The sequence below is a fragment of the Microcystis aeruginosa NIES-4325 genome, from assembly GCF_008974145.1.
Taxonomy (GTDB): domain Bacteria; phylum Cyanobacteriota; class Cyanobacteriia; order Cyanobacteriales; family Microcystaceae; genus Microcystis; species Microcystis aeruginosa_G.
Map to the genome: position 1 here is coordinate 1 of NZ_BJKP01000043.1, position 24,334 is coordinate 24,334.

Consider the following 24,334-nt stretch of genomic DNA (forward strand, 5'->3'; position numbering starts at 1 on the left):
ATGTTGGTTAAGTTCTTGTTGTTGCTCTGGAGTCATTTTTGTCTTTTCCCTACTCTTTTCTCTATCCCATACCCAATTGATGCTTTTGTCAAGTAGTTTATTTGTTCTTCAGCTTTGACTTGCTCCCCATGGGATCTGTGGTCATTGGGTATTATGTTAATCGAAATGACGACTAATCAACTTCCCTATAAGTTCAATAATGATATTCACCAGTTAATGGCAAAGGTGATGAATTGTGAGCTACAAATCCCCAGTTTACCGAAAGAGTTTAAACCGATTATTGAAGGGTGTTTGCAAAAAGATAGAAAACAAAGATGGACAGCACAACAGGTTTTAAATGCCTTACAACCTGTGGGATGGACTTCTCCCCCGTCACCTCCACCAGCACCGGCAGCAGTCAAAAAGCCTGTTTCACCTACTCTATTTACCGAAAAACTACCCAATCGAGTCACACTGGAGATGGTGAGCTTACCAGCAGGTGAGTTTCTCATGGGATCTCCTGACAGTGATTCTGATGCTTCCGATGATGAAAAGCCTCCACACCAAGTTAAAGTCAACAGTTTTGCGATTGGGAAATATCCAGTGACTCAGGCACAATATGAAGCGGTAATGGGAAAAAATCCCTCTCGGTTTAAAAACAATCCGCAAAATCCGGTAGAAAGGGTTAGTTGGAACGATGCTCAAGCCTTTTGTCAGAAATTGAGTCAAATAACAGGGAAAACCTATCGCCTACCGACGGAAGCGGAATGGGAATATGCCTGTCGTGCGGGGACTACTACTCGCTATTATTTTGGTGATGATGCCAGTCAGTTAGGAGATTACGCTTGGTATAGCGCAAATTCTCAGAGTAAAACTCATCCTGTGGGACAGAAAAAACCCAATGCTTGGGGACTGTATGACATGATTGGCAATGTTTGGGAGTGGTGCGAAGACGATTGGCACGATAACTATATCGGAGCGCCAAAGGATGGATCTGCGTGGCTTATCAATAATGATAATCGTTCTCATCTCAAGTGTCTGCGCGGCGGTTCTTGGAACAGCTACAAAGCACCTGATTACTGTCGTTCTGCCATCCGCAGCAGGAACCTCCCCTCCTACGACAACTACAGCCGCGGTTTTCGGGTGGTGTGCGGTGCTGGGGGGAAAAGTATCGCTACTGTAACATCTACACCCCTACCTAAAGAATCGCCAACTCCACTGACAGAATTTACCAAAAAACTACCCAATCGAGTCACACTGGAGATGGTGAGCTTACCAGCAGGTGAATTTCTTATGGGATCTGCTGACAGTGATCCCGATGCTTGGGATGCTGAAAAGCCTCAACACCAAGTTAAAGTCAACAGTTTTGCGATTGGTAAATATCCAGTGACTCAGGCACAATATGAATCGGTAATGGGAAAAAATCCCTCTCTTTTTAAAAACAATCCCCAAAATCCGGTAGAAATGGTTAGTTGGGACGAAGCTCAAGCTTTCTGCAAGGAATTGAGTCAAATAACTGGGAAAACCTATCGCCTACCCACAGAAGCGGAATGGGAATATGCTTGTCGTGCGGGGACAACTACTCGCTATTATTTCGGTGATGATGCCAATCAGTTAGGAGATTACGCTTGGTATGACGGAAATTCTCAGGATAAAACTCATCCTGTGGGTCAGAAAAAGCCCAATGCTTGGGGACTCTATGACATGAGTGGCAATGTTTGGGAGTGGTGCGAAGACGATTGGCACGATAACTATATCGGAGCGCCAAAGGATGGCAGTGCTTGGCTGACAAATGATAATGATTGTCAAATAATTCGGGGCGGTTCTTGGTCCTTCAATCCATCTTACTGCCGTTCCGCTTACTGCGACGAATTCTACCGCGACGGCTACGACGACATCGGTTTTCGGGTGGTGTGCGGTGTGGGGGGGACTCTGTAACCCTTTTTCCCTTTTTACCCTTTTTTCTCTTTTTTCAATTTTTCTCTTTCTTTCCCGCCTAGCGGCGGGTCGATTTTTTTTGAGATTTTCTAGGGTGCGTCCTGGGGAGCTTTTGCCTTTTTGGGAGCAGTCCTACAGGACGCGAGCCGATGAAGATGCAAGGTTGGGTTGACGACAATTAAATAGGGTATGATGGAGGTTGGATAGATTTTCTCCTATGGCCGTGAGCGAAACCGTCTATATTGAAACCAGTATCTTAGGCTACCTAACTGCTCGACCCCGCAGAGATATTATTGTGGCGGCTAATATTGAGATAAGCTGTCCTTGTGTTTAAACTGCTTGTTGAGATGAGACAAGAGGCGATGGTAAAGGGATTGGGGGAGATTCAGCTAATCTAAGGATAGGCGCTTAAAATGCGTCTTAGCCTATTATTTGTGTTAATCTCATCTTTAAATATCAAAACCCCAAATCGTCTAAGGAGACAATGGCCGCCAATTCTCGGAATAAATCGCCCGTTTTTCTCGGCTGTTCTGGCAGGATCGCTATTTTTTGCCTCTTGATGTTACTATCGGCGGCAATAGGCTGGTTAATCGGTAAACAGTGGGTTAAACACAGCAATCAACCCCAAACCGTTAAACCCGTTTTTGCCACGGAGGAAAATAACTTTAATTCTGCCACAGATCGGGCATGGCAACGGAAAGCCGAGATGAGAAAGCGCCGTCTAGAGTTGGGAATTGATGGTCAGTTTTTTAAAAATCTCGTCAATGAATTGTTTAACCTCCGCTATGGGGATATCAAAGAGGAAAAACAGAAACAGGAACAAAGAGATATTTTAGCAGCAGAAATCCTCGATCGCTTAGAACGTCTCGATTCTGGCACTAGAGAAGCATTAGGTAGCTACGACGAGCAACAGCCAGAAAAATGGCGAGAACAAGTGAATCAGTTACGATTAAGCAGTAGAGTCCTTAATTTACTCACTGATACTGCCTTTTTTCAACTATTTCCCGAATTGACAGAAAGACCAAGTTTTGGTGGCAGCCTAGGACAACTGTGGAGTGGTTTGGCCTGGAATCAGTTACAATCTTTACAGTCTGGCCTATCCTACCAAGCGATCGAAAGTTTAGACGCAGGGGGAGAGGAAGTTATCGAGGCAATTCTCAGCGAGGGACAAGGAAAAGCCTATGCAATAAAATTGCGTTCCAGTTATCGGTTAGACTTAAATTTAGAGGCGGAAGGCGAAGTTTTACTATCTTTCTACTCTCCCACGGGTAATATTACCCTTTTAGACAAGTCTAGCGATCGGCAATGGTCTGGTCAATTACCCGAAGAGGGATTTTATGAATTAGTTATTCTCCCCCAATCTTCTAACCCTATTCACTTTCGCTTACAGTTAAAAGTAAGTCAATGAATTTAACCTTCAGGAGTCAGGAGACAGTTTTTATGTATTCTCCCCACGTCCCAATTTATAATTTATAGTTCATAATTTATAATTTATAATTCCCACTTCCCCAACCCCCAACCCCTAATCTGCTTTTTTACTTTTTTCCCATGTCTTTAACTTTCCAAGCTGTTATCGCTAAATTAAATGAATTTTGGGCTGCTCGCGGTTGTTTAGTTGCTCAACCCTATGATACCGAAAAAGGTGCAGGAACCATGAGTCCCCACACTTTTTTAAGGGCAATTGGTCCGGAACCTTGGGCCGTTGCCTATGTGGAACCCTGTCGTCGTCCTACGGATGGCCGTTATGGCGAAAATCCCAATCGTTTTCAGCATTACTATCAATATCAAGTTCTAATTAAACCCTCTCCCGATAATATTCAGGAAATCTATTTAGACTCCCTGCGGGTGTTAGGAATTAACCCGGAAGATCACGATATTCGCTTCGTGGAAGATAACTGGGAATCTCCCACCCTCGGTGCTTGGGGTGTGGGTTGGGAAGTGTGGTTAGATGGTATGGAAATCACCCAATTTACCTACTTTCAACAGTGTGGGGGTATCGATTGTCGTCCCGTGGCGATCGAAATTACCTATGGTTTAGAAAGATTAGCCATGTATCTGCAAGATGTGGAGGCAATTAATAAAATTCAATGGAATGAAAATATCCTCTACGGCGATATTTTTCTACAAAATGAAATCGAGCAATGTACCTACAATTTTGAGGCTTCTAATCCTGAGTTATTATTTAGTTTATTCAGTTTATATGAACAGGAAGCTAAACAATTAATCGAGCGTTCTCTGGTGATTCCCAGTCTAGATTATGTTCTTAAATGTTCCCATACTTTTAATTTACTCGATGCTAGAGGTGTAATTGCTGTAGCTGAAAGAACCCGTTATATCGGCAGAATTCGCAATTTAGCCCGACAGGTTGCTCAATTGTATTTACAGCAACGAGAAGCTTTAGGTTTTCCCCTACAAACGGTTTAGCGATCGGGGGCATCTCAATTGTGGCGATGCACCCTTAACAAGTGTACTGGTCTTCTTTTAATAACTTCTTTTTATACTAAATCCTATCTAAAAGTTATGGGAGAGTGGGGAGAAAAAATCCCTAACTTGGGAGTTAATCAGACTATTAAAAAGGGATTTGGTATCACAAAGAGTTTCTAAGAAAAAAAGATGTTAGCGATAACATCTTTTTGGCGTTTTTTACAGTTTAACTTCAATATCAACCCCTGCGGGTAAATCTAATTTCATCAAAGCATCGATTGTCTTAGAAGAGGGTTGGTAAATGTCAATAATGCGTCGATGGGTGCGGGTTTCAAAATGTTCACGGGAGTCCTTATCAACGTGAGGGGAACGCAGGACACAATAAATCTTTCTTTTTGTCGGTAGGGGAATCGGTCCGATCGCCGTGGCGTTAGTTCTATTGGCAGTATCGACAATCTTCTCACAGGAGGTATCGAGTAAGCGCTGGTCAAAAGCTTTCAAACGAATGCGAATTTTCTGTTGTTGTAACGTAGCCATAATTTCACCTATTGCAATTGTCAAGGTACAAAATAAAGACAGTAACGGAGCAGTTTTTTGTCATTAACTGCCCCGTTAATTAGTAGATCGGCCTACTTGAGAATTTTCGAGATAACGCCAGAACCGATGGTGCGACCACCTTCACGAATAGCGAAGCGCATACCCTCTTCAATAGCGATCGGGTTGATCAATTCCACAGTCATTTTGATCCGGTCTCCCGGCATGACCATTTCTACGCTGCTGCCATCATCGGCGGTGTAGTCTTGGATAGTGCCAGTTACGTCGGTTGTCCGCACATAGAACTGAGGACGATAGTTTTTAAAGAAAGGAGTGTGACGACCACCCTCTTCTTTACTTAACACATATACCTCACCTTCAAACTGGGTGTGGGGTTTGATAGTACCCGGTTTAGCGATCACCATGCCGCGCTCGATGTCGGTTTTTTGGATACCACGCAGGAGGATACCAGCGTTGTCACCAGCCATCCCTTGGTCGAGACTTTTCTTGAACATTTCGATCCCGGTGACGGTGGTGGGGCGAGTTGCTCTGATCCCGACCAATTCCACGTTATCACCCACTTTCACAATACCGCGTTCGATCCGACCGGTAGCCACCGTCCCCCGACCAGTAATCGAGAATACGTCTTCTACCGCCATCAGGAAGGGTTTATCTACCGCCCGTTCGGGGGTAGGGATATAGCTATCCACCGCTTCCATTAATTCATAAATCGCATCTACCCACTCGTTTTCGCCTTTTTGGGCCTTGGGATTTTTGGTCATGTAGTCGAGGGCTTCTTTCGCAGAACCGGCAATAATGGGGATATCGTCGCCGGGGAAGTCGTAATTGCTGAGAAGTTCGCGCACTTCCAGTTCTACCAGTTCCAGTAATTCCTCGTCGTCCACCATATCTTTTTTGTTGAGGAAGACCACGAGGTTAGGAACCCCCACCTGACGAGCCAGCAGGATATGTTCCCGGGTTTGGGGCATAGGGCCATCAGCGGCCGAGACCACGAGAATACCACCGTCCATCTGTGCCGCACCGGTGATCATGTTTTTTACATAGTCGGCGTGGCCAGGGCAGTCCACGTGAGCGTAGTGGCGATCAGCGGTTTCGTACTCAACGTGAGCGGTGTTGATGGTGATCCCGCGAGCCTTTTCTTCGGGAGCGGCATCGATTTCATCGTATTTTTTAGCTTGGGCATTACCCAGAGCCGCTAGAGTCATCGTGATAGCGGCGGTGAGGGTAGTTTTGCCGTGGTCAACGTGACCGATCGTACCGATGTTAACGTGGGGTTTCGTCCGTTCAAATTTAGCGCGTGCCATTTACTTTTTGTTCCTTTGTTTTTTTTCTTCTTCAGGTGGGTGAACAGTAATCAGTCACCAAAGACCAGTTTTAAGTTAGCAGTTATTAGGGTTGACCGACCAACTTTAAATGATCGGTTTATCTTCACTGCTCACCGGTCACTGGTCACTGATTAGCCGTTCCCTTTACTTTTGGTGATAATCGCCTCGGCCACATTGCGGGGGACTTCTTCGTAATGGCTAAATTCCATGGTGAAGATGCCCCGTCCTTGGGTTTTCGAGCGAATATCAGTGGCGTAACCAAACATTTCCGCTAAGGGAACTTTAGCGGACACTTTGGCGATGCCGGCCTCGGTTTCTTGACCTTCGATTTGTCCTCGACGGGAGTTAAGATCACCGATGACGTTACCGATGAAGTCTTCGGGTACTTCCACCTCGACCTTCATCATCGGTTCGAGGAGAACGGGGGCAGCTTTCATCACCGCTTCTTTGATCGCCATGGAACCGGCAATCTTGAACGCCATCTCGGAGGAGTCCACATCGTGGAAAGAACCATCCACCAGGGTTGCTTTCAGGTCGATGACGGGATAACCCGCAACGATCCCCGATTCGCAAGCTTCTTTCATCCCTTGTTCTGACGGGTTGATGTATTCTTTGGGGATAGCACCACCGACAATTTTGGAGACGAAGACAAAGCCGGAACCCGGTTCACCCGGTTCGAGTTCGATGACGACGTGGCCGTACTGTCCTTTCCCGCCACTTTGACGGATAAATTTACCCTCGGCCCGCACGGGTTTGCGGACGGTTTCCCGATAGGCAACTTGGGGAGCACCCACGGTTGCTTCGACTTTGTATTCCCGCAGCATCCGATCAACGAGAATTTCCAGGTGCAGTTCTCCCATCCCGGCGATTACCGTTTGATTGGTTTCGGGATCAACTTTGACCCGGAAGGTGGGATCCTCATCGGAGAGAGCTTGCAGGGCTTTGCTGAGTTTCTCGATGTCCTGTTTGGTTTTCGGCTCCACGGCTACGGAGATAACCGGTTCGGGGATAAAGAGGGATTCTAGGATAACTGGGTTCTTCTCATCACAGAGGGTATCCCCAGTAATGGTGTTTTTCAGTCCGATCGCCGCCCCTAGATCACCAGCACGCAGTTCATCCACTTCGATCCGTTCGTTGGATTTGAGGACGATCAGGCGAGCGATCCGTTCTTTGGTTCCTTTGGTGGAGTTGTAGGCGTAGCTGCCTTTGGCTAGTACACCGGAATAGACCCGCAGGAAGGTCAAACGACCGAAGGGATCGGCCATGATTTTGAAGGCCAGGGCTGAGAAGGGCGCATCGTCCTTAGCCTCCCGGATTGCCTCGCTGCCATCGGGAAGAATCCCTTTAACGGCGGCTACTTCCGAGGGCGAGGGTAGGTAATCTACCACGGCATCGAGGAGCAGTTGTACCCCTTTGTTTTTGAAAGCCGAGCCGCAGAGTACGGGAACAATTGTACCAGCAATCGTCCCTTCTCTCAGACCTCGTTTGATTTCAGCTTCGGTGAGTTCTTCACCTTCTAGATATTTTTCTAGGAGTTCTTCATCGGCTTCCGCTACAGCTTCCACCAGCTGCACGCGGAATTCTTCGGCCTTTTTCAATAAGTCTTCGGGAATGTCGGTTTCTTCTATGTCTTTCCCTAGATCGTCCTTATATATATAGGCGCGCATCTTGACGAGATCAACGATCCCGCTCAGTTCGCTTTCTGCGCCGATCGGCATTTGGATGGGAACGGCGTTAGCTCTAAGGCGATCTCTTAATTGTTCGTAAACTTTGAAGAAGTTCGCCCCCGTTCTGTCCATTTTGTTGATAAAGGCAATCCGGGGTACTTTGTACCGATCGGCTTGTCTCCAGACGGTTTCTGATTGGGGTTGTACACCACCAACAGAGCAGAAAACCGCCACCACGCCATCGAGTACCCGCATGGAACGTTCCACTTCAATGGTGAAATCGACGTGGCCTGGAGTGTCAATGATGTTGATGCGATGATCTTGCCAACTGGTGCTGATGGCGGCGGCGGTGATGGTGATTCCTCGCTCCCGTTCCTGTTCCATCCAGTCGGTAATTGCCGTTCCGTCGTGGACTTCGCCCAGTTTGTGAGCGACTCCCGTGTAGAACAGGATTCTTTCTGTTGTCGTTGTTTTGCCCGCGTCTATGTGAGCGGCGATTCCGATGTTTCGCACTCTCTCTAGCGGGATAGTCCGTGCCACAGCAACCTCCTTGCTTTGCTTGCCAGTAATGGGGTTTTGTTCTAGGATTTTTTACACTATTTACAATTCTATACTTTTCTTGACAGTTTTTTGGCGGCAGCGGTGTAGTCCACCGCCCTTAAAGTATCTTTAAAGTATCTTTTTAGTAACGATAGTGGGCAAAGGCTTTGTTGGCCTCTGCCATCCGGTGGGTTTCTTCCCGTTTTTTGATCGTGCCGCCGGTTTCATTGGCCGCATCCATGATCTCGTTAGCTAGTTTACCCGCCATGGTTTTGCCGCCTCTGGTTCTGGCATAATGGACTAACCAGCGTAGTGCCAATGTACTACCACGATTGCTGCGTACTTCCATCGGGACTTGATAGGTGGCGCCACCGACCCGGCGCGCTTTCACTTCCACTAGGGGAGTGGCGTTTTTAACGGCTTTTTCAAATACTTCTAGGGGCTCTTGACCGGTACGTTCGCCTACGGTTTTCAGGGCATCGTAAACGATATTAGCAGCCAAGGATTTTTTGCCCGATCGCATAATCCGGCGGATGGTCATGCTGACTAAACAGCTATTGTAAACGGGATCGGGGGGAATAGGACGTTTTTTGACGTTTTTACGGCGAGACATCGGAATATTCCTGAATTTTCTAGGTTAACTTTAACTTTTGCTTGACAGTCGGATGATTACAGCCCCTCTCAAACCCTCTCCTGGTAGTTGTCAGTCTCTTGGGTTAACTTTGACCGACTCGGTGGGAGTATTTTTTTTGGTTAATCAATTCCCTGTTTATTTAGCGGCGGGTTTGGGGCGTTTGGTTCCGTATTTAGACCGCGCCTTTTGACGGTTTTTCACCCCAGTGGCATCAAGGGTGCCGCGAATGATGTGATATCTGACCCCGGGTAGATCTTTGACCCGACCGCCCCGAATAAGGACGACCGAGTGTTCTTGCAGGTTATGACCGATGCCCGGGATGTAGGCTGTCACCTCAAATCCAGAGGTCAAACGTACCCTAGCCACTTTCCGTAGGGCTGAGTTGGGTTTTTTCGGTGTGGTGGTATATACTCTTGTACAAACTCCCCGACGTTGGGGGCATTGTTTGAGGGCGGGAGATTTGGTTTTTCTTTTCGCTTTGGATCTTTCGTCGCGTATTAATTGCTGAATGGTGGGCATGATAGGGCTGTATCTAAGGTTACTCTGAACTCCTATTACCGAAGGTCAAATCGTTGACAAAAGGTCATTATACCAAATTGTCGATCTTGTTGTCAAGTCAGGGATTGTGCTTTTCTCCGGTTTAGATGTTAGAGATTGTCTTTTTCTTGGGCGGCTGCGGCACTCAATTCGAGCGTTATTAGGCGATAAAACCACATTTTCCTTGCTTTTGCCCGATAGTGCAATTTTAGCAATAATTATCACCTGATTAATCGGCTAATGTCTGAAAAACTGTCTCTAGCTAACCTCATTTTCAGAACTGGTGTCTAGACTATTAGCTCTTAACGATATATTTAGAGCGTTTGTACTGGATGCAACCCAGGTGTGCTGCCATAAAATATTGTTAACCTTTGAGGTTAACAATATTACAAGGGTCATCTACAATGGATATTGTATTTAAGGAAAAAAAATTTGAGAACGAATGCAATAGCCAAAGGTCACTGAAAAAACAGTATGGAGAGAAGATGGCTAAGAAAATCAGGCAAAGACTCGACGACTTAAAGGCAGTTATTGTCCTGGAGGAAATGCGATCGCTACCGGGACGTTGCCACGAATTGTTATATAACCGTGCTGGACAACTATCTTTAGATTTAGTTCATCCCCTCAGACTAATTTTTGAGCCGGCTAATATACCGATTCCTCAAAAAGCAGACGGGGGAATTGATTGGAAGAAAGTAACCGCAGTCGTAATTATTGGCATAGATGACACCCATGACTAATACTATTGAGAACAGATATGCACCGGATTTTATTTCTCCACCGGGAGAAACCCTTGCCGAAATCCTAGAAGAAAGAAATATGTCTCAATCGGAACTCGCCCAACGCATGGGCAGACCAAAAAAGACTATCAATGAGATCATAAAAGGTAAAGCGGAGATTACTATCGATACCGCCTTACAGATACAGTTAGTGTTAGGAACTCCCGCCAGTTTCTGGATAGAGCGCGAAAGACTTTATCGGGAATATTTAGCGAGAAAAAACGAGAATCAAAGATTAAAAGGTTATTTAGGCTGGTTAAAACAAATTCCTTATCGGCAGATGACTGAATTAGGCTGGCTCAAGTTTGATGAGGATAAAATAGAGCAATTACGAGAGAGCTTGAATTTTTTTGCCGTTGTTTCCCCTGAGCAATGGGAGGAGATTTGGGGGATAAATTTATCGATTGATTTTAGAAAGTCTCAAGCATTTGATAGCGATCGAGGGGCAATAACGGCATGGTTGCGTCAAGGAGAAATAGAAGCATCGAAAATTAATTGTGCTGATTACAACGAGTTGAAATTCAGAGATGCCTTACGACAAATTCGTTCGTTAACTGTTAAGTCGATCGAAGTATTTCAACCGCAAATGATCGAGCTTTGTGCGGCAGCGGGGGTTGCCTTAGCCTTTGTCCCTGAACTTCCGAAAACAAGGGTACACGGTGCTACCCGTTGGTTAGGTTCTCAGAGAGCTTTAATTCAATTGAGCGATCGATACAAAACAAATGATCATTTTTGGTTTTCTTTTTTTCATGAAGCTAGTCATATTTTATTACATGGGAAACGAACTTTATTTTTAGAGGGGCAAGATAAAGATATTCGAGATAAAATTAAAGAAAAAGAGGCGGATGTTTTTGCGGCTAATTTCTTAATTGCTCCCAGAGATTGGCAGAGATTTATCGCCAATAATTCTCTAAGTAAAAAAGCTATTAATCAATTTGCCGAACAACTAGTAATACACCCTGGTATTATTGTTGGTAGAATGCAACATGAGCAAATTATTTCTTATCAAAACTATAATGATCTTAAGGAGAAATATTGTCTAAATACGCAGAATTCCTTTTTGGTATTGACGAACGACTCCCCAAAAGGAAAACTTCATATCTCACCATTAAGATAACTGCTCTAAGCGGAGATTACTACGGATAAATTTGGCAATAATTGACAAAATTGCGATAAAATCAAAAAAAGTCAGGGAGAGGATAGTTATGCTCGATCTTGCGAAATTAGCGGCAAAAATGCCAGGAATCAGTCAACATTTTCAACAGGAAGTGACAGCTAGTCGCGAGCGAGTGCAACGGGCTAAAATTCTTTTAGAACAGGCTCAACAGCAACAGGAAAAACTGCTAGAACTCTATCATAACTGGCACGATCGCCTAATTTTCTCCGTTGCACTACCGATCGAACCTCTCGACACCCGCGTTACTATCCTTCCCGCTCCCGAAAGTCATAGCGTTTTTGCCACGGATGGTTCCCAGATTGCCCCTTCTCACCACGAAATCGCCTACTGTTATCTAATTAATATCGGTAGGATCATGTTGCACTATGGTCAAAATTTGCACCCTCTCCTCGATAGCATCCCCGAAGTCTATTACAAATCAGAAGACCTCTACATTTCTAAACAGTGGGGTATTCGCGTGGATGAGTGGATGAGTTATCGTCGGACGGTATTAGAAAGCCAAATGTTAGCAGAAATGGCTACTCGTTGGGTAAAACCTCCCGGTGCCCATTATGAACCAAATTTAGCCCTCGTGGATGGTTCTTTGATCTATTGGTTTATCGATAGTCTCCCCCCGGAAGCAAAAGATTTAATTTTGCCACCGATTTTTCAGTCTTGGGACGATTTGCGGTCGGCTAAAATCCCGCTTATGGGTTATATTAGTGCTTCTCGTAGCACGGAAGGCTTAAATTTCCTGCGTTTACAATCTTGTCCCCATGATACTCCCAATTGCTTGATCAATTGCGGTGATTTAGATGCAGAAAAAACCCCTTGTCGTGTCGTCGATCCTCTCCGGGATGCTTCTCTCTGGGGTTATTTATTGGAACCGGGGCAAAGAAGTCCTTTTTGGCGCAGTTCTTTGAAAATACTCGATCTTTATGGGGATGAGCATCGTATTTACTTCTGTTATCTCCATGTGGGGACGGAAATCGCTAGGGTAGAGGTTCCTGCTTGGGTGGTGGAGGATCGAGAATTACTCGATCGCTCTTTGAGTATTTTACTGGCCCAGGTGTTAAAAGGTTATGGTTATCCGATCGCTTTAGCGGAAGCGCACAATTTAGCGGTGATTAAAGGTGGCGATCGCTTGCGTTTTTTTGCCCTTTTGGAACAACAGATGATTAAAGTCGGTTTACAGGATGTGGGAACATCTTATAAGGAAGCGAGAAAACGCAGTAGTATTGCTTAATTGAGGAGGCAGCAGATGGGGAGTGGTCACTGATAACTGATAACTGATCCCTGAAAAAGGTGGGTAATTCCCACCTTAAACTTGATTTTTGCTGAATTGTTCTAGCGACTGCTCCGATCTTGGTCTAAGACGCTGACGGGGAAATTATTATAACTAACGTGATGTTTGCTAGTTTTTTGAATTTCTTCTTTAATTTGATCTAGATCAACATAGCGATCAGCTACATTAATTAAACTATCACTGGTCATCGATCGCAAACTAACCACTTCCACCCGCGCACCGCGGTAACTGACAGAATCGGCAGCATAGGCCAAATCCCCATCACCACTGACAATGACTGCGGTATCATAGGAACCCACTAGAGCCATTAAATCCACGGCAATTTCCACGTCAAGATTGGCTTTTTTGGAACCATCGGGCAATTGTACTAGATCTTTAGCGATGACTCGATAACCGTTGCGACGCATCCAGAGGAGAAATCCCTGCTGTTTTTCGTTAGTGCGATCAACTCCAGTATAAAAGAAGGCACGCAAGAGACGAGAACCAGCAGTTAAACGACAAAGTAATTTGGTGTAGTCAATTTCGATACCTAATTGCAGAGCCGCATAAAATAAATTAGAACCATCGATGAAAATCGCCACACGACCCCGATTTTCTAGCACCTGTTCGGGGGTGAAGACTGGGGCCGTGTCATAATCATCAAACATTTTATTTTTCCTCGTTTGTTAAAAGTTTAGTGTTGGGTGTTTGCCAGTTGTATCCTAAAGGACAACAGACCTTAAAAAATAGAGTTATCAAAAAATTCCCTTAGGAATCGTTTAACGGCAGTTCTAGTTTAGAAAAGATCGGTTCAGGTGTTCCCAGTTGTGGATTTGTGGGTAATCCCCATTGACAGTGTTGGGAAAAAGAGACACCATCAGGGGGGTTTTCTCCGTCCTCCGACCTGAAAGTATTAAAATCAATAACAAAACCTAGTTGTTGATAAATTTTACTGCTCAAGGTCGGTATTATCGGTGAGAGTAGGTAGGCAGAGAGTCTTACGGATTCCAAAACTGCGTAGAGGACTTGTTCTACCGCTGCTTGTTGTTTCTGTTTAAATAAACTCCAGGGCGCACTCTCATCGATAAACTTGTTACTAGCACGAATCAACGCCAATATTTCCTCACAGGCTTGATTAAATTGTAGCGCATCGTACTTCTGTTCAACAATCCCCCCTAAATTGATCCCTATATTCTTAAGATGATTGTCGTTCGGGATATTTACGCCAGTCAACTGGGGGGGGATATTTTGGCAGTATTTTTTGACCATGCCTAGGGTGCGATTGAGGAGGTTGCCTAAATCGTTGGCTAAATCTGCGTTAAGAATATTAACAAATCTGGTTTCCTGAAAATCGCCATCCTGTCCTAATTCAATCTCTTTGACGAAATAGTAACGGACGGCATCAGCCCCATAGCGATCAACCAAATCGAAGGGATCGAGGGTATTACCGAGACTTTTGCCCATTTTCCGCCCGTCTTTGGTCAAAAAACCATGGCCGAATACTCTTTTAGGCAAGGGTAAACCCGCCGACATGAGCATAGCTGGCCAATAAATGGCGTGGAATCTTAATATATCTTTACCGATCAGATGCAGATCGATCGGCCACCATTTGGCCAAGGCGTTTTCTAGGGTGGGTTCGTCTTCGGGGTCGAGAAGGGCGGTAACATAGCCAAGAAGGGCATCAAACCAAACGTAGATGGTATGCTGACCATCGTGGGGAATGGGAAACCCCCAAGCCACATTAACCCTAGAAATGGAGAAGTCCTGTAGTCCTTGGTTGACGAAGTTGAGAACCTCATTACGTCGGCTTTCCGGTTGAATAAAATCGAGCTGCTCTTGGTAAAGTTGTTCTAGTTGTGCTTGATATTTAGAGAGACGGAAAAAATAGTTTTCCTCGTCGCGCCATTCGGCGGCTAGGTTAGTATGAATGGGACAACAGCCATTATCTAACAGTTCTCTTTTTTCCTTAAATTCTTCACAAGCGACGCAATACCAACCCTGTTGGCGATCGAGATAGATATCGCCCTTTTCCCAGACTTTTTCAAAAAATTCGTTAACAATTGCCTGATGACGGGGGGCAGTGGTACGACTAAAGCGATCATACTGGATCTGTAGCTTTGCCCAGAGATTGGCAAAACTGGTGGCAATGCGATCGCAGTGTGTCTGGGGATTGAGTCCTTTAGCTGCCGCAGTTCGTTCGATTTTCTGTCCGTGTTCGTCGGTTCCTGTAATTAAGAGAACAGAATTGCCCTGTAACCGCTTCCATCGTGCCATAACATCCGCTACGATCGTCGTGTAAGCACTACCGATGTGAGGGATATCGTTGACATAATAAAGGGGTGTTGTTAAAGCAAATGTTTTCCGCTCATTCAAATCATTCATGAAATTTATTTTTTTAAATAGACGAGGCCGCCCTAAGGCTGATCCGTAGATGATTGGGACATAATGTCCAGATTTTATGATCCTCTAATTCCGTTTTATCCTTTAATTGTGGTCTAAGTCAATAAAAACAATCTTAAGGCCGATTTTTTTTTCTCCATGACGCTGCTTACCCCCCTATCTACCTCTCGTTTAATTCTTGATACCACGCGCACGAGTCTGTTTAGCGTCGGTCAAGAAAATCTACCCAGCCAAGGAGTGGCGATCGTGGTAAGTAACCATCGTAGCTTTTTGGACGCACCGATCTTAATTCAAGCTTTGGGCAAAACTCTCCCGATTGCCTGTCATCACTACATGGGAAAAACGCCGCTTTTGCGGGAATTAATCGGAGAATTGGGCTGTTTTCCCTTTGATACCCCCGAAAAACGCCACCAGACTTTTTTTCGGCAAGCAACGGATTTTTTACAGTCCGGACGATGGATTGGTTTATTTCCAGAAGGTGGATCGCCGATGTTAAATTTGACTCCTCCTCGTCAAATTAGCCCTTTTCAAAGCGGATTTGCCCATTTAGCCCTGCGTTGTCCCGTGGAGAATCTATCTGTCTTACCTGTGGCTATTCTCTCTGAGTCGGAAACTGCTATTAGTCCTTTTCCCGTGCGTTTGCTACGCTGGTTAGATGCCACGGAACCTTTATTCGATCAAGATGGTTGGCATCCCGTTGTATTTTATCATCGTGTCAAGGTGGCGATCGGTCGTCCCTATGGAATTACTGAGAGCGATCGCTCAGATTATCAAGGTAAACAAGGAAAAAAAGCCCTTAATCGTTTAATTGGTCATTGTCAGTCGGAAATTAGCGATTTATTGCTGAAGGGCTAAGTCATGAGACTCCGAGACAGCCTTGAATCAATTATCAGTTATCAGTTATCAGTTATCAGATGTGAGTTTTCAGTTCACTGATTACTGTTTACTGTTCACTGAAAATACTTCCCACTTCCTAACTCATAATTGATACTTGCGTAATATGCGCTCAACCTCGTCAGCATTCATTCTCCTGAGTCGAGTCATCCGACCATAACCTCACGGATTACTGCTCCTGGTAGAAGGTCGATAGCATCAGGTTGTAAATAAAGCTCGATCGCTTCCCGTATATTGTTGAGAGCTTCCTCTTGTGTGATACTGGCAGATGTGCATCCGGGCAGTTCCGGACACCAAATTGCCCATTCGTTTGTATCGGGATCGGGTTCAAGTATCACTCGCCATTTCATAGGGACTAAATCCTTAGGGAACTACCCAAGATGATAACAGATGGACTCCACAAGCATAATCAATGCTCAAGTCCGGGATGACTCGATGGTGGTTAACGTTGAAAAAGCTCCCAATTCCATATCTTCGTTAGAAAGGCTTTGCTGCCATTTTAATTCACTTTCAATATCTTCTAGCAATTGATAATTCATAATTGATCATTCACTTTGATTGATACTCCTTTTTCTATTGCGCTAATATTCTGACTAGCTCTGCTTTCTTCATCTTGCTTAAACCAACGATTCCCTTTTGTTTGGCTAGAGTCTTTAATTCAGAAACAGTCTTGAGTTTGAGAGTTTCTTCTGAAAATTCCTCAATCACTGCATCTTGTTGAGATTGAGGAGTGAGATAAAAGACAGTTTTGAGTAAATCTAATCCTTTCCCTTTTGTAATTCCACACTTGAGGGCGATAATTGAGTCTAAACTCTTCCAGAATTGACGGGGAGCTTCATCAATCCTAGCAGTAGCAGTAGCTAATTTAACTGTTTTTAGGGGGCTATTCGGTTGTTCAATTAAGAACTGTAAAGCAGATTTAATTTCTTCTCTTGAAGCTGTTGACAGATTTAGTTTTGGGGTTTCCTCTCTTGCCAAAACTCTGGATATATTCCTAGCATCTTCTGTTCCATCGGCAATAATACACCAAATTCTTTCTAGTCCAGCCCTTTCAGCCACAGCATAAACAAATGAGTTGCCGATAACTTCATAGCGATCCTCTGATAGTTCTTTGACGATTACAGGCAGCCAATTGCGTCCACCTGTCTGCTGTAATAGTTTAGCAGCAACTTCAATTAAAAAACTATCAGCATCGGTCCCATTGGTAATTTCTATTTCATCTAAGTAGAGATACTTCAAAGTACCAATATCGGTATATTCCATCATTGTAAAAAATACTCCTTTGCTAAGTCTTTGTAGTAGTCATAAGCGGAACGATTTTTATAAACGGCTGGCACGCGAGCGAAAGCAGCACTGGCTATAATAGCGTATTCTGGCAGGTGATGAATATGTAAATTTTTACTGGCATTAGTGTATTTGGGATAAAAATAGGGTGTAAGGGTTTTGTCATTTTTTAGTATTTGATAAATTTCTTTTTGGGCAAGTTCTAACTGTGGTTGAGTAATCTTCTCACCGTTGAAAAAAATTGGTAAGGCTATGGGAGTCCCATCTTTTTTTGATTTTTGCATTTCCGGCAGAAACTCCTTGATGGCAGTGGCTGCATTATTAAGGGAGAATGAACTGTTATGTTTTGTGGGTAAGAGGACAACATCGGCAGCATAAACAGCCAGCTTGCTAGTAAATCGCCAATTGGGAGCGGCATCTATAAAGATGTAATCATATTCATATCTAGCTAAGTCTAATTTTCTATGGAGAGTGTATATTTTCATTTTAGCATTATACTCAAATTCCGAATACTCTGCCATTTTAGGCTCAGCAGGAACGACATCGAAGGTAATTTGTCCTTTTGAATTCTTAAAAATATAGGGACGAATCACTGATTTTAGTTCAATATTGCGGTCAGTTAAAGCCTTTTCTAGTAGGCCATCTTCTGGTTTCATATTTAGGAGAGATCTAGTTAAATCTCCTTGATTAAAATCAAAGTCTAAAACTAGAACTTTTTTACCTAAAAAGGCAAGGAAAGCGGCAATATTTACGGTTGTGGTGGTTTTGCCTACACCGCCTTTATTATTGTAAACAGTAACCGTTAGTGCTTTGGGAGTCTTGTCAATTTTTGTCTTGATCAGAGCTATAGTATCATCAATGTTCTCAGGAGTTATTGCTATGCAAGTAGTGGCAGGAAAAATGATTTTACCATGTTTTCTAAATAACTGGATGTGTGAACCGTTAGTGATAATTCCCCATTGGGATGCTTGACAGTTAGTCCCTAATAACTGACGCTTTAACTGATTGACAGTTGCCTTATAACTTGGACTATTTTCAGTTAGGTTAATATCTCTACCTTTTAACTCTATCAGCAGAAAAGGATTACTCTTTGTCTGCAAAAAAATATCGTTTTCTAGGTTTCTCCGAGTGGCAAAGTCGGTAATCCCACCGCCTCCCGTGTCGTACTGTGGGATTATCTCCGTGGTTGAAAATCCTAAATATGATATCAGGTAACGTGCAAAGTTGGTGCTAACGATCGCTTCCGACGCATCTTGAGGCAAATGCTGAAGATAAGATTTGAGACTTGTTACTCTGGGGGTGTTATCTTTCATTTCAGTTCACAAACTATAGACTAAAGTTAATGAATTGCTGTTTTTTTGAGTATAACACCCCATTTCCTCAACCCCTAAACCATTATGGAAAAATTAACTAATCTCGATCGCTTGGCTGAAGAAATTTTAGGTTTAATTCCGACAGAAACGGTTATCATTGCCCTATTTGACGGTGATAGTATTGATTATCGCGCGGGTGCGGGTAAAAACACCGGGGCAATTGTGGGCAAAAGGGGTGATATTGCCACGTCGGGATTGTGTACGGTGGTTTACCAGGGCAGTTGTCCGGTGGTGGTGGGACAAACCCTAGGAGATAATCGCATTCGTCAGGATATAGCGGTGGCTTTGGGGATAAAAACGGCTTTAGCTGTGCCAATTAAGGTTAATAATCAGTTATTTGGTGCAGTAATGCTTTTAAACCGTCTCGATGGTCAGGAATTGACCGATCGAGATAGTTTATTAGTGGAGGAATATCTGAACTCGCTACTCAGAAATGAGGGATAGAAGCGGTTGGGTAATCCAGTTAAATGCTACGGCGATTTGATGGTTAAGGGTGGGCAGTCGGTAGAGATAGACTAAGCGACGGGTAAGATGGGCAAGGGGACCGGCTAATTCTAGTCCTAAACCGCTAATAGTAGCTTCATCGACTCCGAGGGTCAACATTTCGCCTAAAGGTTGATAACGGAAGGGTAAAGCTGGTTTATCGTGGAAACTCGCCCAAATATTCCAAGCGCAGTAGTCGGACTGTTGAAGGGCGACCTGGGCCGTGGCAGCGTAGGGTTTATCCTCTTGATCGCGACCATCGGCCGCATCGCCGATCGCGTAGATGCTGGGGTTTTCGACAGTTTGTAAATATTGATTAACTTTTAGTAATTTACGCTCATTATGTGCTAGGGGCAAATTAGCGAGTAGTGGAGAGGCGATCGGGCTAACAGTCCAGAGAATTAGATCAACGGGGATATTGTCCATCTGTCCTTTGTAGTCAAGGGAGAGGCGATCCGCTTGGATGTCGGCGACGGTGGTTTCGAGGTCTAACCAAACTAGACGTTTTTCTAGGGCTTTTTTGGCGGTGTCGCGGTTAAATTGGGTTGAAAGGGTAAGTATATCGCTATTTCTTTCGATCAGACGAATTCTTCCCCTTTCTCCGAGGCGATCGGCCAGCTTACAGGCTAATTCTACGCCGCTATAACCGCCCCCGATAATGGCGACCCGAATTTTATCGCGATCGGATTGTTCTAGGGTTTTGAGTCGATCTCGAAGACGATAGGCATCCTCTAGACTACGAAAGGGGATAGCGTGGGTTCTGGCCCCAGGTAGGAAGTCAAGGGAAGATTGACCACCGAGGGCGATCACGAGGCGGTCATAGCATATATCGTTTTGATTGTCAAGGGTTATTTTATGATTATTAACATCGATGGCCGTGACGGTTCCCTGTTGGAAGTCAACGGGGGTATTAGCGAGCAATTCGCTGAAAGGGGGAGCAATTTCCCAGGATTGCAGTTCTGAGGTGACTAATTCGTAGAGAAGGGGAGAAAATAAAAAGCGATCGCTTTTATCAATTAAGGTAATTTGGGGAGGGTGTTGATCGGTCCAAGGCAATTGACTCAAACGTAAAGCAGTATAGAGTCCACCAAAACCACCACCGAGAATACAAATTTTTGGGATTGAGTCAGTCATATCGATCGCTGAGGGTTTTGTTTCTTATTTTGACACTCCCTGCCGTAAAATGGACGGGGATTGTCGGTGCAATGACTCCAGTTATCTTGACATCCCTAAAATTAGATTGGCAACCATAGTTTAATTATCTACCTAGCCAAATCGTCAACAAAGCCACAATTGTAGCCAGAAAAAGGATATGATTCATCCAATCATCGAAAGACCAATTTTTAAACATAATTAGTTCCTTAAAATCGAGGCTTACCGCTCAACAGCTTACCTTAATTTCTGATAGAATTGCTATGGCTGGTTGACTCTGCCAATATATTAAGATGAGTTAAGGGCAGTAAAGGAATCGTTAAATCAATCATAAATTGTTATAGTCCATTTCTCCCAGAGCCTAGCATAGAGGGGAAGCCTCCTTAATCCCTAGGTAATTGCATGAATGGACTACAACAACAGATTATCAGTCTTGATCGGAAAGTCGATCATCTACAGGATATTGTCGAAAGCCTCAGCCAGCAAATTGCTATCCTAGCTGGGGATAAATCGAGTCATTTTCCGCAAGAATCGCTGGAAATAGTCGGTTTTTCCGAGTTATCCGATAATAGCCTCTACGATCATAAAGATATTCTCCGGGATCACGGTGGCAAACAGTCCCCGGCTGTCAATGGCGATAATCCTTTTTCCGATGAAATCCAAATTCGCCGATTAACGGCACAATTGACGGCGGCCTACAATCGCATTGCCGCCCTCGAAGAACAATTACTCACCTATCGCATCCATTCCTAGTTAATTTCTGCCCAGAGGATTGGGTAAACTGGGTAAGGTGGGGTTAGTGGGCAAATTGGGCAAAGGATTGCTATTTTCCAGGGTGGGATTGTTAGCCTCCCCTGATAGAGTCGCTAAAGCCACGCGATCACCGCCCACCTGTCGCAGTAGGTCTAAAACCCCAACCACTTCGTTATAACTGGCATTTCTGGATGCATTCAGTACCATCAGTCCATTGGGACTATATTGATGATAATTCTTGATCGCCTCAAACAACTGGGGGCGAGTCACCATCTGTTTTTCGACGTAGAGTTGTCCGAAATCATCAAGACTAACCACCAACATTTCCCGCATCGGGGTGGTGGCTGTACTAGCTTTCGGTAAATCGAGACTGATAGCCTGTTGGCGAGATAATCCCACTGCACCGAGAATAAAGAAGGTGAGAATACAGAAAATTACATCGATCAAGGGAATGATATTAACTTGCACATCCTCTTGAACGCGGTGTTGATCATGCCATAACTTCAGGGGACGAGCTGTAATATGGCTACTTTTGGGCTTTTTGTGGTTAAGAGATTTAGTTTCGGCCATGGGTTATAAGAGGGAGACTTAGCGATCGAGAGGTTTTTCTAGGTTAGCACTGAGGGCGTATTGTTGGTCTTCTCCATCTAGGCAACGTTGACGGTAGATAATTTCTAAATCACTGCCGGCCTTGCGAAAAATTCTAGCTTGATTGAACCAGAGTCCCTGAAAAATGCGATAGAAAGCGAGGCTAAAAATAGCGACAATTAAGCCGGCAGCGGTGGAAATTAAAGCTTCACTAATACCTAAAGTTACTCCCGCCGTCGAGGAAGTTCCCAGGTCACTCAGTTGAATATTGGCCAAAGAGGTAATTAAACCGAGTACCGTCCCTAATAATCCTAGCAGGGGAGAAAGGGCGATGACTGCCTCCAGGATTTTATCGCCCCGTTTCATCAGGGATAATTGTTCATCGGCAGCCGATTCGAGGGCAAAGTGAAAAACCTCTGGATCTGGATTTTCTAAGCGCAGGGGTGCGTAGAGATAGCTACCAATGGGGTGATTGCGGGAATCCCTAGCGACTTTTGCCGCCAAATCCCAATTACGGATGGCCGATTCCATAATTCGGTTTAAAATCTGGCCTTCACTGAGGAGGGTGCGACTCCAAAACCAAATTCGTTCGATAATAGTGCTAAGAGCTAAAATAGACAGAAAAAGCAGCGGCCACATGGCCACTCCGCCTTTTTGGATTAAATCAGGTATACTCACGAGTTGTTCTGTCCCTCCTGGGCGATCGGGTGATGATTATTGTTTAAGGATTATAGTTGAAGATTTAGCTTAATCGATTGACAATTATAGTTCTCACGCTGACTTAGAATACAGGATGAGATGGGGCTTTTCAAGGGGCCAGAAGATATCAGAAAAGGGATTGCCCTGACTCTATTTGAACCTAATTCGGGCCAGAGAAGTCTAAACCACGGCTATCTAATAAGTAATAAGACAAAATTAATTACACAAATAAGCAATAATATGGTAAGCTAGAGAGGCTGTGGATTAATTTAGATTACTTATGATATTTTTCATAGAAATCAATCCTCTTTCCGCTAAATTACTGAAACGAATTTATTGCTAAAGTAAAAAATTGCAGGTGCGTCAAAGAGCGCATTGTCTGATCTTAGCAAATCAAGGCACAAAAGTAGAAAATCTCATGCAGATTTTTCAGGTAAGCCGTAAAACAATTTACAATTGGTTTGAGAGATGGGAATCAGATGGTCTGGTAGGATTGTATAATAAACCAGGAAGAGGTCGTAAACCAACCTTTAATTCTGAACAGAAGGCCAAGATAAAAGAATGGACACAACAAGAACCAAGGCAACTAAAACAGGTGTTGGGAAAAGTGGAAGATGAATGGGGAATTAAAAGTAGTAAAAAAAACCTTCAAAGAGTTCTTAAAACCCTGAAAATGAGTTGGCATCCTATGCGTAAAGCAGTAGGCGGAAAACCAGAACCTGAAGCATATCAACAAAAAAAGGCACAGCTTGAAGAATTTAAGCAACTAGAAAACGCAGGAAAAATTAACCTATAGCGGTTCCTGTTCGCAAGAGGTACATTATCAATGTTGAAAAGCTTAATTATCAAAGGTTTAAGTGTGTCACACGGGCGTGAGAACCGCTATATTTTCCAGCATCAGTGGCTTTTTGTTGGTCGGGTGCAATGATTTGTTAGACCTCAAATTCGATTACAGTAGTAATGGCGGCTACAATTTCCAGCATTGTAATTTCAGAAACGCCTCCTAATTTACGAATAAACCTTTGTAAATCCATCCCTCTTAGTTGAAGAGTATCAATTGCAGAAGCTTTATTCAATCCATTGATACTGTTAGGTTCAATTTTAACGTGCCAGAAATTTATGGAAGGTTCAGCAAAAAGGTTGCTAAAAAGAGGCTGATTATAGAGCCTAGTGCAGCACCGACTGATGCAAAAGCGACTTTTCGATTGATTGAGGGGTTGGTAGTAACAAAAGACGGGGATGGTTGCTGATCGGTTGTGGTGGCTGGGGGGGGTGGGGGTATTCATAGAGTAGTATTGAGATGAGACAAGGATTTGATTTCTATTGGTGAGTCAAAGATGGACAATACGAAAGGACGTATTTGTTATACCAAATTTCTAAATCCATGACAGACATCCACGCTCGAATGCTTGCCAAGCCTGTATTCGTTGTGACGCGAATAAAGAAAAATGGTATTAGGCAGAAAGCGATCTATGGTAAGCATTAGCAAGTTTGGTATCGTACCTATTAGCACGATAGCCTGACCCATTGTAGCCTAGAGCAAAACCTGCCCAAATTAGCCTATTGCCAAAAACCTTATTTAACTAAATTCCTGACATTCTAGGCTAATTCTAGCGACGATTATTCGATCTGACCGCACCCCTTGACAAAAATTTATAATTATTCGATTCGTTTAATTGTCGAGGCCTTCTGTAAAGATTTTTTACCGTGAAATTATCATTCATACCCGATACAAGTATCCACCACACACCCAGTAACAAACGGGAGCAAGTCAGTTTTGTCAGAACATAAATACTATTCAATAGCTAAAGACTGTTATTTAGGTAAGCACAGCGGTGTTTAAGCACTTGAGGGATATTTTCTTCATTCCACTGGGCTCCAGAAATTTT

26 protein-coding genes and 1 pseudogene are annotated in these 24,334 nt (G+C 44.1%); 11 read left to right on the forward strand and 16 right to left on the reverse strand.

Going from position 1 to position 24,334, the window contains the following annotated elements:
* Positions 1-99 precede the first annotated feature (99 nt).
* The 4 genes and pseudogenes from MiAbW_RS19730 (at position 100) to glyQ (ending at position 4,341) form a co-directional block, all read left to right on the forward strand.
* Positions 100-1,917, forward strand: a complete 1,818-nt coding sequence (locus MiAbW_RS19730; protein WP_274596540.1) for an SUMF1/EgtB/PvdO family nonheme iron enzyme — start codon at positions 100-102, stop codon at positions 1,915-1,917.
* A gap of 223 nt (positions 1,918-2,140) precedes the next feature.
* Positions 2,141-2,236: pseudogene (locus MiAbW_RS20260) on the forward strand (type II toxin-antitoxin system VapC family toxin); the annotation flags it as partial.
* Positions 2,237-2,401: 165 nt separating this feature from the next.
* Positions 2,402-3,325 carry a serine/threonine protein kinase gene (locus tag MiAbW_RS17040; RefSeq protein WP_151697074.1) on the forward strand — a complete coding sequence of 308 codons (924 nt, stop codon included), beginning with the start codon at positions 2,402-2,404 and terminating at the stop codon, positions 3,323-3,325.
* 140 nt (positions 3,326-3,465) lie between these two features.
* On the forward strand, positions 3,466-4,341 hold the full coding sequence (glyQ, locus tag MiAbW_RS17045; protein ID WP_151697075.1) for a glycine--tRNA ligase subunit alpha: 876 nt from the start codon (positions 3,466-3,468) through the stop codon (positions 4,339-4,341).
* Positions 4,342-4,560: 219 nt separating this feature from the next.
* Here the strand turns inward: glyQ and rpsJ are convergent, their stop codons facing one another.
* From rpsJ to rpsL, 5 genes are all read right to left on the reverse strand, one after another.
* On the reverse strand, positions 4,561-4,878 hold the full coding sequence (gene rpsJ, locus MiAbW_RS17050) for a 30S ribosomal protein S10 (protein ID WP_002740287.1): 318 nt from the start codon (positions 4,876-4,878) through the stop codon (positions 4,561-4,563).
* 92 nt (positions 4,879-4,970) lie between these two features.
* Entirely contained in the window at positions 4,971-6,200 is a 1,230-nt protein-coding gene (gene tuf / locus MiAbW_RS17055; protein WP_151697076.1) for an elongation factor Tu, read from the reverse strand.
* Between the two features lie 152 nt (positions 6,201-6,352).
* Entirely contained in the window at positions 6,353-8,428 is a 2,076-nt protein-coding gene (gene fusA, locus MiAbW_RS17060; RefSeq protein WP_151697077.1) for an elongation factor G, read from the reverse strand.
* 142 nt (positions 8,429-8,570) lie between these two features.
* On the reverse strand, positions 8,571-9,041 hold the full coding sequence (gene rpsG / locus MiAbW_RS17065; RefSeq protein WP_002758831.1) for a 30S ribosomal protein S7: 471 nt from the start codon (positions 9,039-9,041) through the stop codon (positions 8,571-8,573).
* A gap of 156 nt (positions 9,042-9,197) precedes the next feature.
* Positions 9,198-9,581 carry a 30S ribosomal protein S12 gene (gene rpsL, locus MiAbW_RS17070; RefSeq protein ID WP_002740176.1) on the reverse strand — a complete coding sequence of 128 codons (384 nt, stop codon included), beginning with the start codon at positions 9,579-9,581 and terminating at the stop codon, positions 9,198-9,200.
* A gap of 422 nt (positions 9,582-10,003) precedes the next feature.
* On the opposite strand from rpsL, the gene MiAbW_RS17075 reads away from it, so the two are divergent.
* The 3 genes from MiAbW_RS17075 (at position 10,004) to MiAbW_RS17085 (ending at position 12,780) form a co-directional block, all read left to right on the forward strand.
* Positions 10,004-10,339, forward strand: a complete 336-nt coding sequence (locus tag MiAbW_RS17075; protein ID WP_151697078.1) for a type II toxin-antitoxin system RelE/ParE family toxin — start codon at positions 10,004-10,006, stop codon at positions 10,337-10,339.
* Positions 10,332-11,495 carry a HigA family addiction module antitoxin gene (locus MiAbW_RS17080; RefSeq protein WP_151697079.1) on the forward strand — a complete coding sequence of 388 codons (1,164 nt, stop codon included), beginning with the start codon at positions 10,332-10,334 and terminating at the stop codon, positions 11,493-11,495. The genes MiAbW_RS17075 and MiAbW_RS17080 overlap by 8 nt, the downstream gene beginning before the upstream one ends.
* 88 nt (positions 11,496-11,583) lie before the next feature.
* Entirely contained in the window at positions 11,584-12,780 is a 1,197-nt protein-coding gene (locus MiAbW_RS17085; protein ID WP_151697080.1) for a DNA double-strand break repair nuclease NurA, read from the forward strand.
* Positions 12,781-12,881: 101 nt separating this feature from the next.
* Here the strand turns inward: MiAbW_RS17085 and MiAbW_RS17090 are convergent, their stop codons facing one another.
* Entirely contained in the window at positions 12,882-13,487 is a 606-nt protein-coding gene (locus tag MiAbW_RS17090) for a LabA-like NYN domain-containing protein (protein ID WP_002743578.1), read from the reverse strand.
* Between the two features lie 100 nt (positions 13,488-13,587).
* Positions 13,588-15,201 (reverse strand): methionine--tRNA ligase, encoded by a 1,614-nt coding sequence (metG, locus tag MiAbW_RS17095; RefSeq protein ID WP_151697081.1) that lies wholly within the window; start codon positions 15,199-15,201, stop codon positions 13,588-13,590.
* Between the two features lie 156 nt (positions 15,202-15,357).
* Between metG and MiAbW_RS17100 the strand changes: the two genes are divergently transcribed.
* Entirely contained in the window at positions 15,358-16,074 is a 717-nt protein-coding gene (locus MiAbW_RS17100; protein WP_151697082.1) for a lysophospholipid acyltransferase family protein, read from the forward strand.
* Between the two features lie 185 nt (positions 16,075-16,259).
* On the opposite strand, the gene MiAbW_RS17105 is transcribed toward MiAbW_RS17100, so the two are convergent.
* The 4 genes from MiAbW_RS17105 to MiAbW_RS17115 all read right to left on the reverse strand — a co-directional run bounded on the left by MiAbW_RS17105 (position 16,260) and on the right by MiAbW_RS17115 (position 18,710).
* Positions 16,260-16,463 carry a type II toxin-antitoxin system HicB family antitoxin gene (locus MiAbW_RS17105; protein WP_151697083.1) on the reverse strand — a complete coding sequence of 68 codons (204 nt, stop codon included), beginning with the start codon at positions 16,461-16,463 and terminating at the stop codon, positions 16,260-16,262.
* A 66-nt stretch (positions 16,464-16,529) separates the two neighbouring features.
* Positions 16,530-16,652, reverse strand: a complete 123-nt coding sequence (locus tag MiAbW_RS20505) for a hypothetical protein (protein WP_274596539.1) — start codon at positions 16,650-16,652, stop codon at positions 16,530-16,532.
* A 34-nt stretch (positions 16,653-16,686) separates the two neighbouring features.
* The gene (locus MiAbW_RS17110) at positions 16,687-17,379 is read right to left on the reverse strand and encodes a Rho termination factor N-terminal domain-containing protein (RefSeq protein ID WP_151697084.1); all 693 of its coding nucleotides are present in this window, start codon (positions 17,377-17,379) and stop codon (positions 16,687-16,689) included.
* Entirely contained in the window at positions 17,376-18,710 is a 1,335-nt protein-coding gene (locus MiAbW_RS17115; RefSeq protein WP_151697085.1) for an AAA family ATPase, read from the reverse strand. The genes MiAbW_RS17110 and MiAbW_RS17115 overlap by 4 nt, the downstream gene beginning before the upstream one ends.
* An 84-nt stretch (positions 18,711-18,794) precedes the next feature.
* On the opposite strand from MiAbW_RS17115, the gene MiAbW_RS17120 reads away from it, so the two are divergent.
* On the forward strand, positions 18,795-19,214 hold the full coding sequence (locus tag MiAbW_RS17120; protein WP_151697086.1) for a GAF domain-containing protein: 420 nt from the start codon (positions 18,795-18,797) through the stop codon (positions 19,212-19,214).
* Here MiAbW_RS17120 and MiAbW_RS17125 read toward each other — a convergent pair.
* Positions 19,194-20,387 carry an NAD(P)/FAD-dependent oxidoreductase gene (locus MiAbW_RS17125; protein ID WP_151697087.1) on the reverse strand — a complete coding sequence of 398 codons (1,194 nt, stop codon included), beginning with the start codon at positions 20,385-20,387 and terminating at the stop codon, positions 19,194-19,196. The genes MiAbW_RS17120 and MiAbW_RS17125 overlap by 21 nt on opposite strands.
* A gap of 420 nt (positions 20,388-20,807) precedes the next feature.
* On the opposite strand from MiAbW_RS17125, the gene MiAbW_RS17130 reads away from it, so the two are divergent.
* The gene (locus tag MiAbW_RS17130) at positions 20,808-21,158 is read left to right on the forward strand and encodes a hypothetical protein (RefSeq protein WP_151697088.1); all 351 of its coding nucleotides are present in this window, start codon (positions 20,808-20,810) and stop codon (positions 21,156-21,158) included.
* Here MiAbW_RS17130 and MiAbW_RS17135 read toward each other — a convergent pair whose 3' ends face one another.
* Both MiAbW_RS17135 and MiAbW_RS17140 read right to left on the reverse strand, forming a co-directional pair.
* Positions 21,159-21,728, reverse strand: a complete 570-nt coding sequence (locus MiAbW_RS17135; RefSeq protein ID WP_151697089.1) for an ExbD/TolR family protein — start codon at positions 21,726-21,728, stop codon at positions 21,159-21,161.
* An 18-nt stretch (positions 21,729-21,746) separates the two neighbouring features.
* The gene (locus MiAbW_RS17140) at positions 21,747-22,385 is read right to left on the reverse strand and encodes a MotA/TolQ/ExbB proton channel family protein (protein WP_151697091.1); all 639 of its coding nucleotides are present in this window, start codon (positions 22,383-22,385) and stop codon (positions 21,747-21,749) included.
* 418 nt (positions 22,386-22,803) lie between these two features.
* On the opposite strand from MiAbW_RS17140, the gene MiAbW_RS17145 reads away from it, so the two are divergent.
* Positions 22,804-23,241 (forward strand): helix-turn-helix domain-containing protein, encoded by a 438-nt coding sequence (locus MiAbW_RS17145; protein WP_172967391.1) that lies wholly within the window; start codon positions 22,804-22,806, stop codon positions 23,239-23,241.
* Positions 23,242-23,377: 136 nt separating this feature from the next.
* On the opposite strand, the gene MiAbW_RS20265 is transcribed toward MiAbW_RS17145, so the two are convergent.
* On the reverse strand, positions 23,378-23,731 hold the full coding sequence (locus tag MiAbW_RS20265) for a type II toxin-antitoxin system PemK/MazF family toxin (protein WP_238707329.1): 354 nt from the start codon (positions 23,729-23,731) through the stop codon (positions 23,378-23,380).
* 168 nt (positions 23,732-23,899) lie between these two features.
* Complete coding sequence (locus MiAbW_RS20750; RefSeq protein ID WP_151697092.1) at positions 23,900-24,001, reverse strand: N-acetylmuramidase domain-containing protein; 102 nt, start codon at positions 23,999-24,001, stop codon at positions 23,900-23,902.
* Positions 24,002-24,334 lie beyond the last annotated feature (333 nt).

Bases quoted from the DNA above. Each gene is read 5' to 3' on its own strand.
- MiAbW_RS17085 (WP_151697080.1), top strand. From the start codon at position 11,584: ATGCTCGATCTTGCGAAATTAGCGGCAAAAATGCCAGGAATCAGTCAA.
- MiAbW_RS17140 (WP_151697091.1), bottom strand. From the start codon at position 22,385: ATGTGGCCGCTGCTTTTTCTGTCTATTTTAGCTCTTAGCACTATTATC.
- MiAbW_RS17105 (WP_151697083.1), bottom strand. From the start codon at position 16,463: ATGAAATGGCGAGTGATACTTGAACCCGATCCCGATACAAACGAATGG.
- MiAbW_RS17100 (WP_151697082.1), top strand. From the start codon at position 15,358: ATGACGCTGCTTACCCCCCTATCTACCTCTCGTTTAATTCTTGATACC.
- MiAbW_RS17110 (WP_151697084.1), bottom strand. From the start codon at position 17,379: ATGATGGAATATACCGATATTGGTACTTTGAAGTATCTCTACTTAGAT.
- MiAbW_RS17090 (WP_002743578.1), bottom strand. From the start codon at position 13,487: ATGTTTGATGATTATGACACGGCCCCAGTCTTCACCCCCGAACAGGTG.
- MiAbW_RS20505 (WP_274596539.1), bottom strand. From the start codon at position 16,652: ATGAATTATCAATTGCTAGAAGATATTGAAAGTGAATTAAAATGGCAG.
- MiAbW_RS17120 (WP_151697086.1), top strand. From the start codon at position 18,795: ATGGAAAAATTAACTAATCTCGATCGCTTGGCTGAAGAAATTTTAGGT.
- MiAbW_RS17040 (WP_151697074.1), top strand. From the start codon at position 2,402: ATGGCCGCCAATTCTCGGAATAAATCGCCCGTTTTTCTCGGCTGTTCT.
- glyQ (WP_151697075.1), top strand. From the start codon at position 3,466: ATGTCTTTAACTTTCCAAGCTGTTATCGCTAAATTAAATGAATTTTGG.
- MiAbW_RS17115 (WP_151697085.1), bottom strand. From the start codon at position 18,710: ATGAAAGATAACACCCCCAGAGTAACAAGTCTCAAATCTTATCTTCAG.
- tuf (WP_151697076.1), bottom strand. From the start codon at position 6,200: ATGGCACGCGCTAAATTTGAACGGACGAAACCCCACGTTAACATCGGT.
- rpsG (WP_002758831.1), bottom strand. From the start codon at position 9,041: ATGTCTCGCCGTAAAAACGTCAAAAAACGTCCTATTCCCCCCGATCCC.
- MiAbW_RS17125 (WP_151697087.1), bottom strand. From the start codon at position 20,387: ATGACTGACTCAATCCCAAAAATTTGTATTCTCGGTGGTGGTTTTGGT.
- MiAbW_RS20265 (WP_238707329.1), bottom strand. From the start codon at position 23,731: ATGAATACCCCCACCCCCCCCAGCCACCACAACCGATCAGCAACCATC.
- MiAbW_RS17080 (WP_151697079.1), top strand. From the start codon at position 10,332: ATGACTAATACTATTGAGAACAGATATGCACCGGATTTTATTTCTCCA.
- MiAbW_RS17075 (WP_151697078.1), top strand. From the start codon at position 10,004: ATGGATATTGTATTTAAGGAAAAAAAATTTGAGAACGAATGCAATAGC.
- MiAbW_RS17135 (WP_151697089.1), bottom strand. From the start codon at position 21,728: ATGGCCGAAACTAAATCTCTTAACCACAAAAAGCCCAAAAGTAGCCAT.
- MiAbW_RS17130 (WP_151697088.1), top strand. From the start codon at position 20,808: ATGAATGGACTACAACAACAGATTATCAGTCTTGATCGGAAAGTCGAT.
- rpsL (WP_002740176.1), bottom strand. From the start codon at position 9,581: ATGCCCACCATTCAGCAATTAATACGCGACGAAAGATCCAAAGCGAAA.
- rpsJ (WP_002740287.1), bottom strand. From the start codon at position 4,878: ATGGCTACGTTACAACAACAGAAAATTCGCATTCGTTTGAAAGCTTTT.
- metG (WP_151697081.1), bottom strand. From the start codon at position 15,201: ATGAATGATTTGAATGAGCGGAAAACATTTGCTTTAACAACACCCCTT.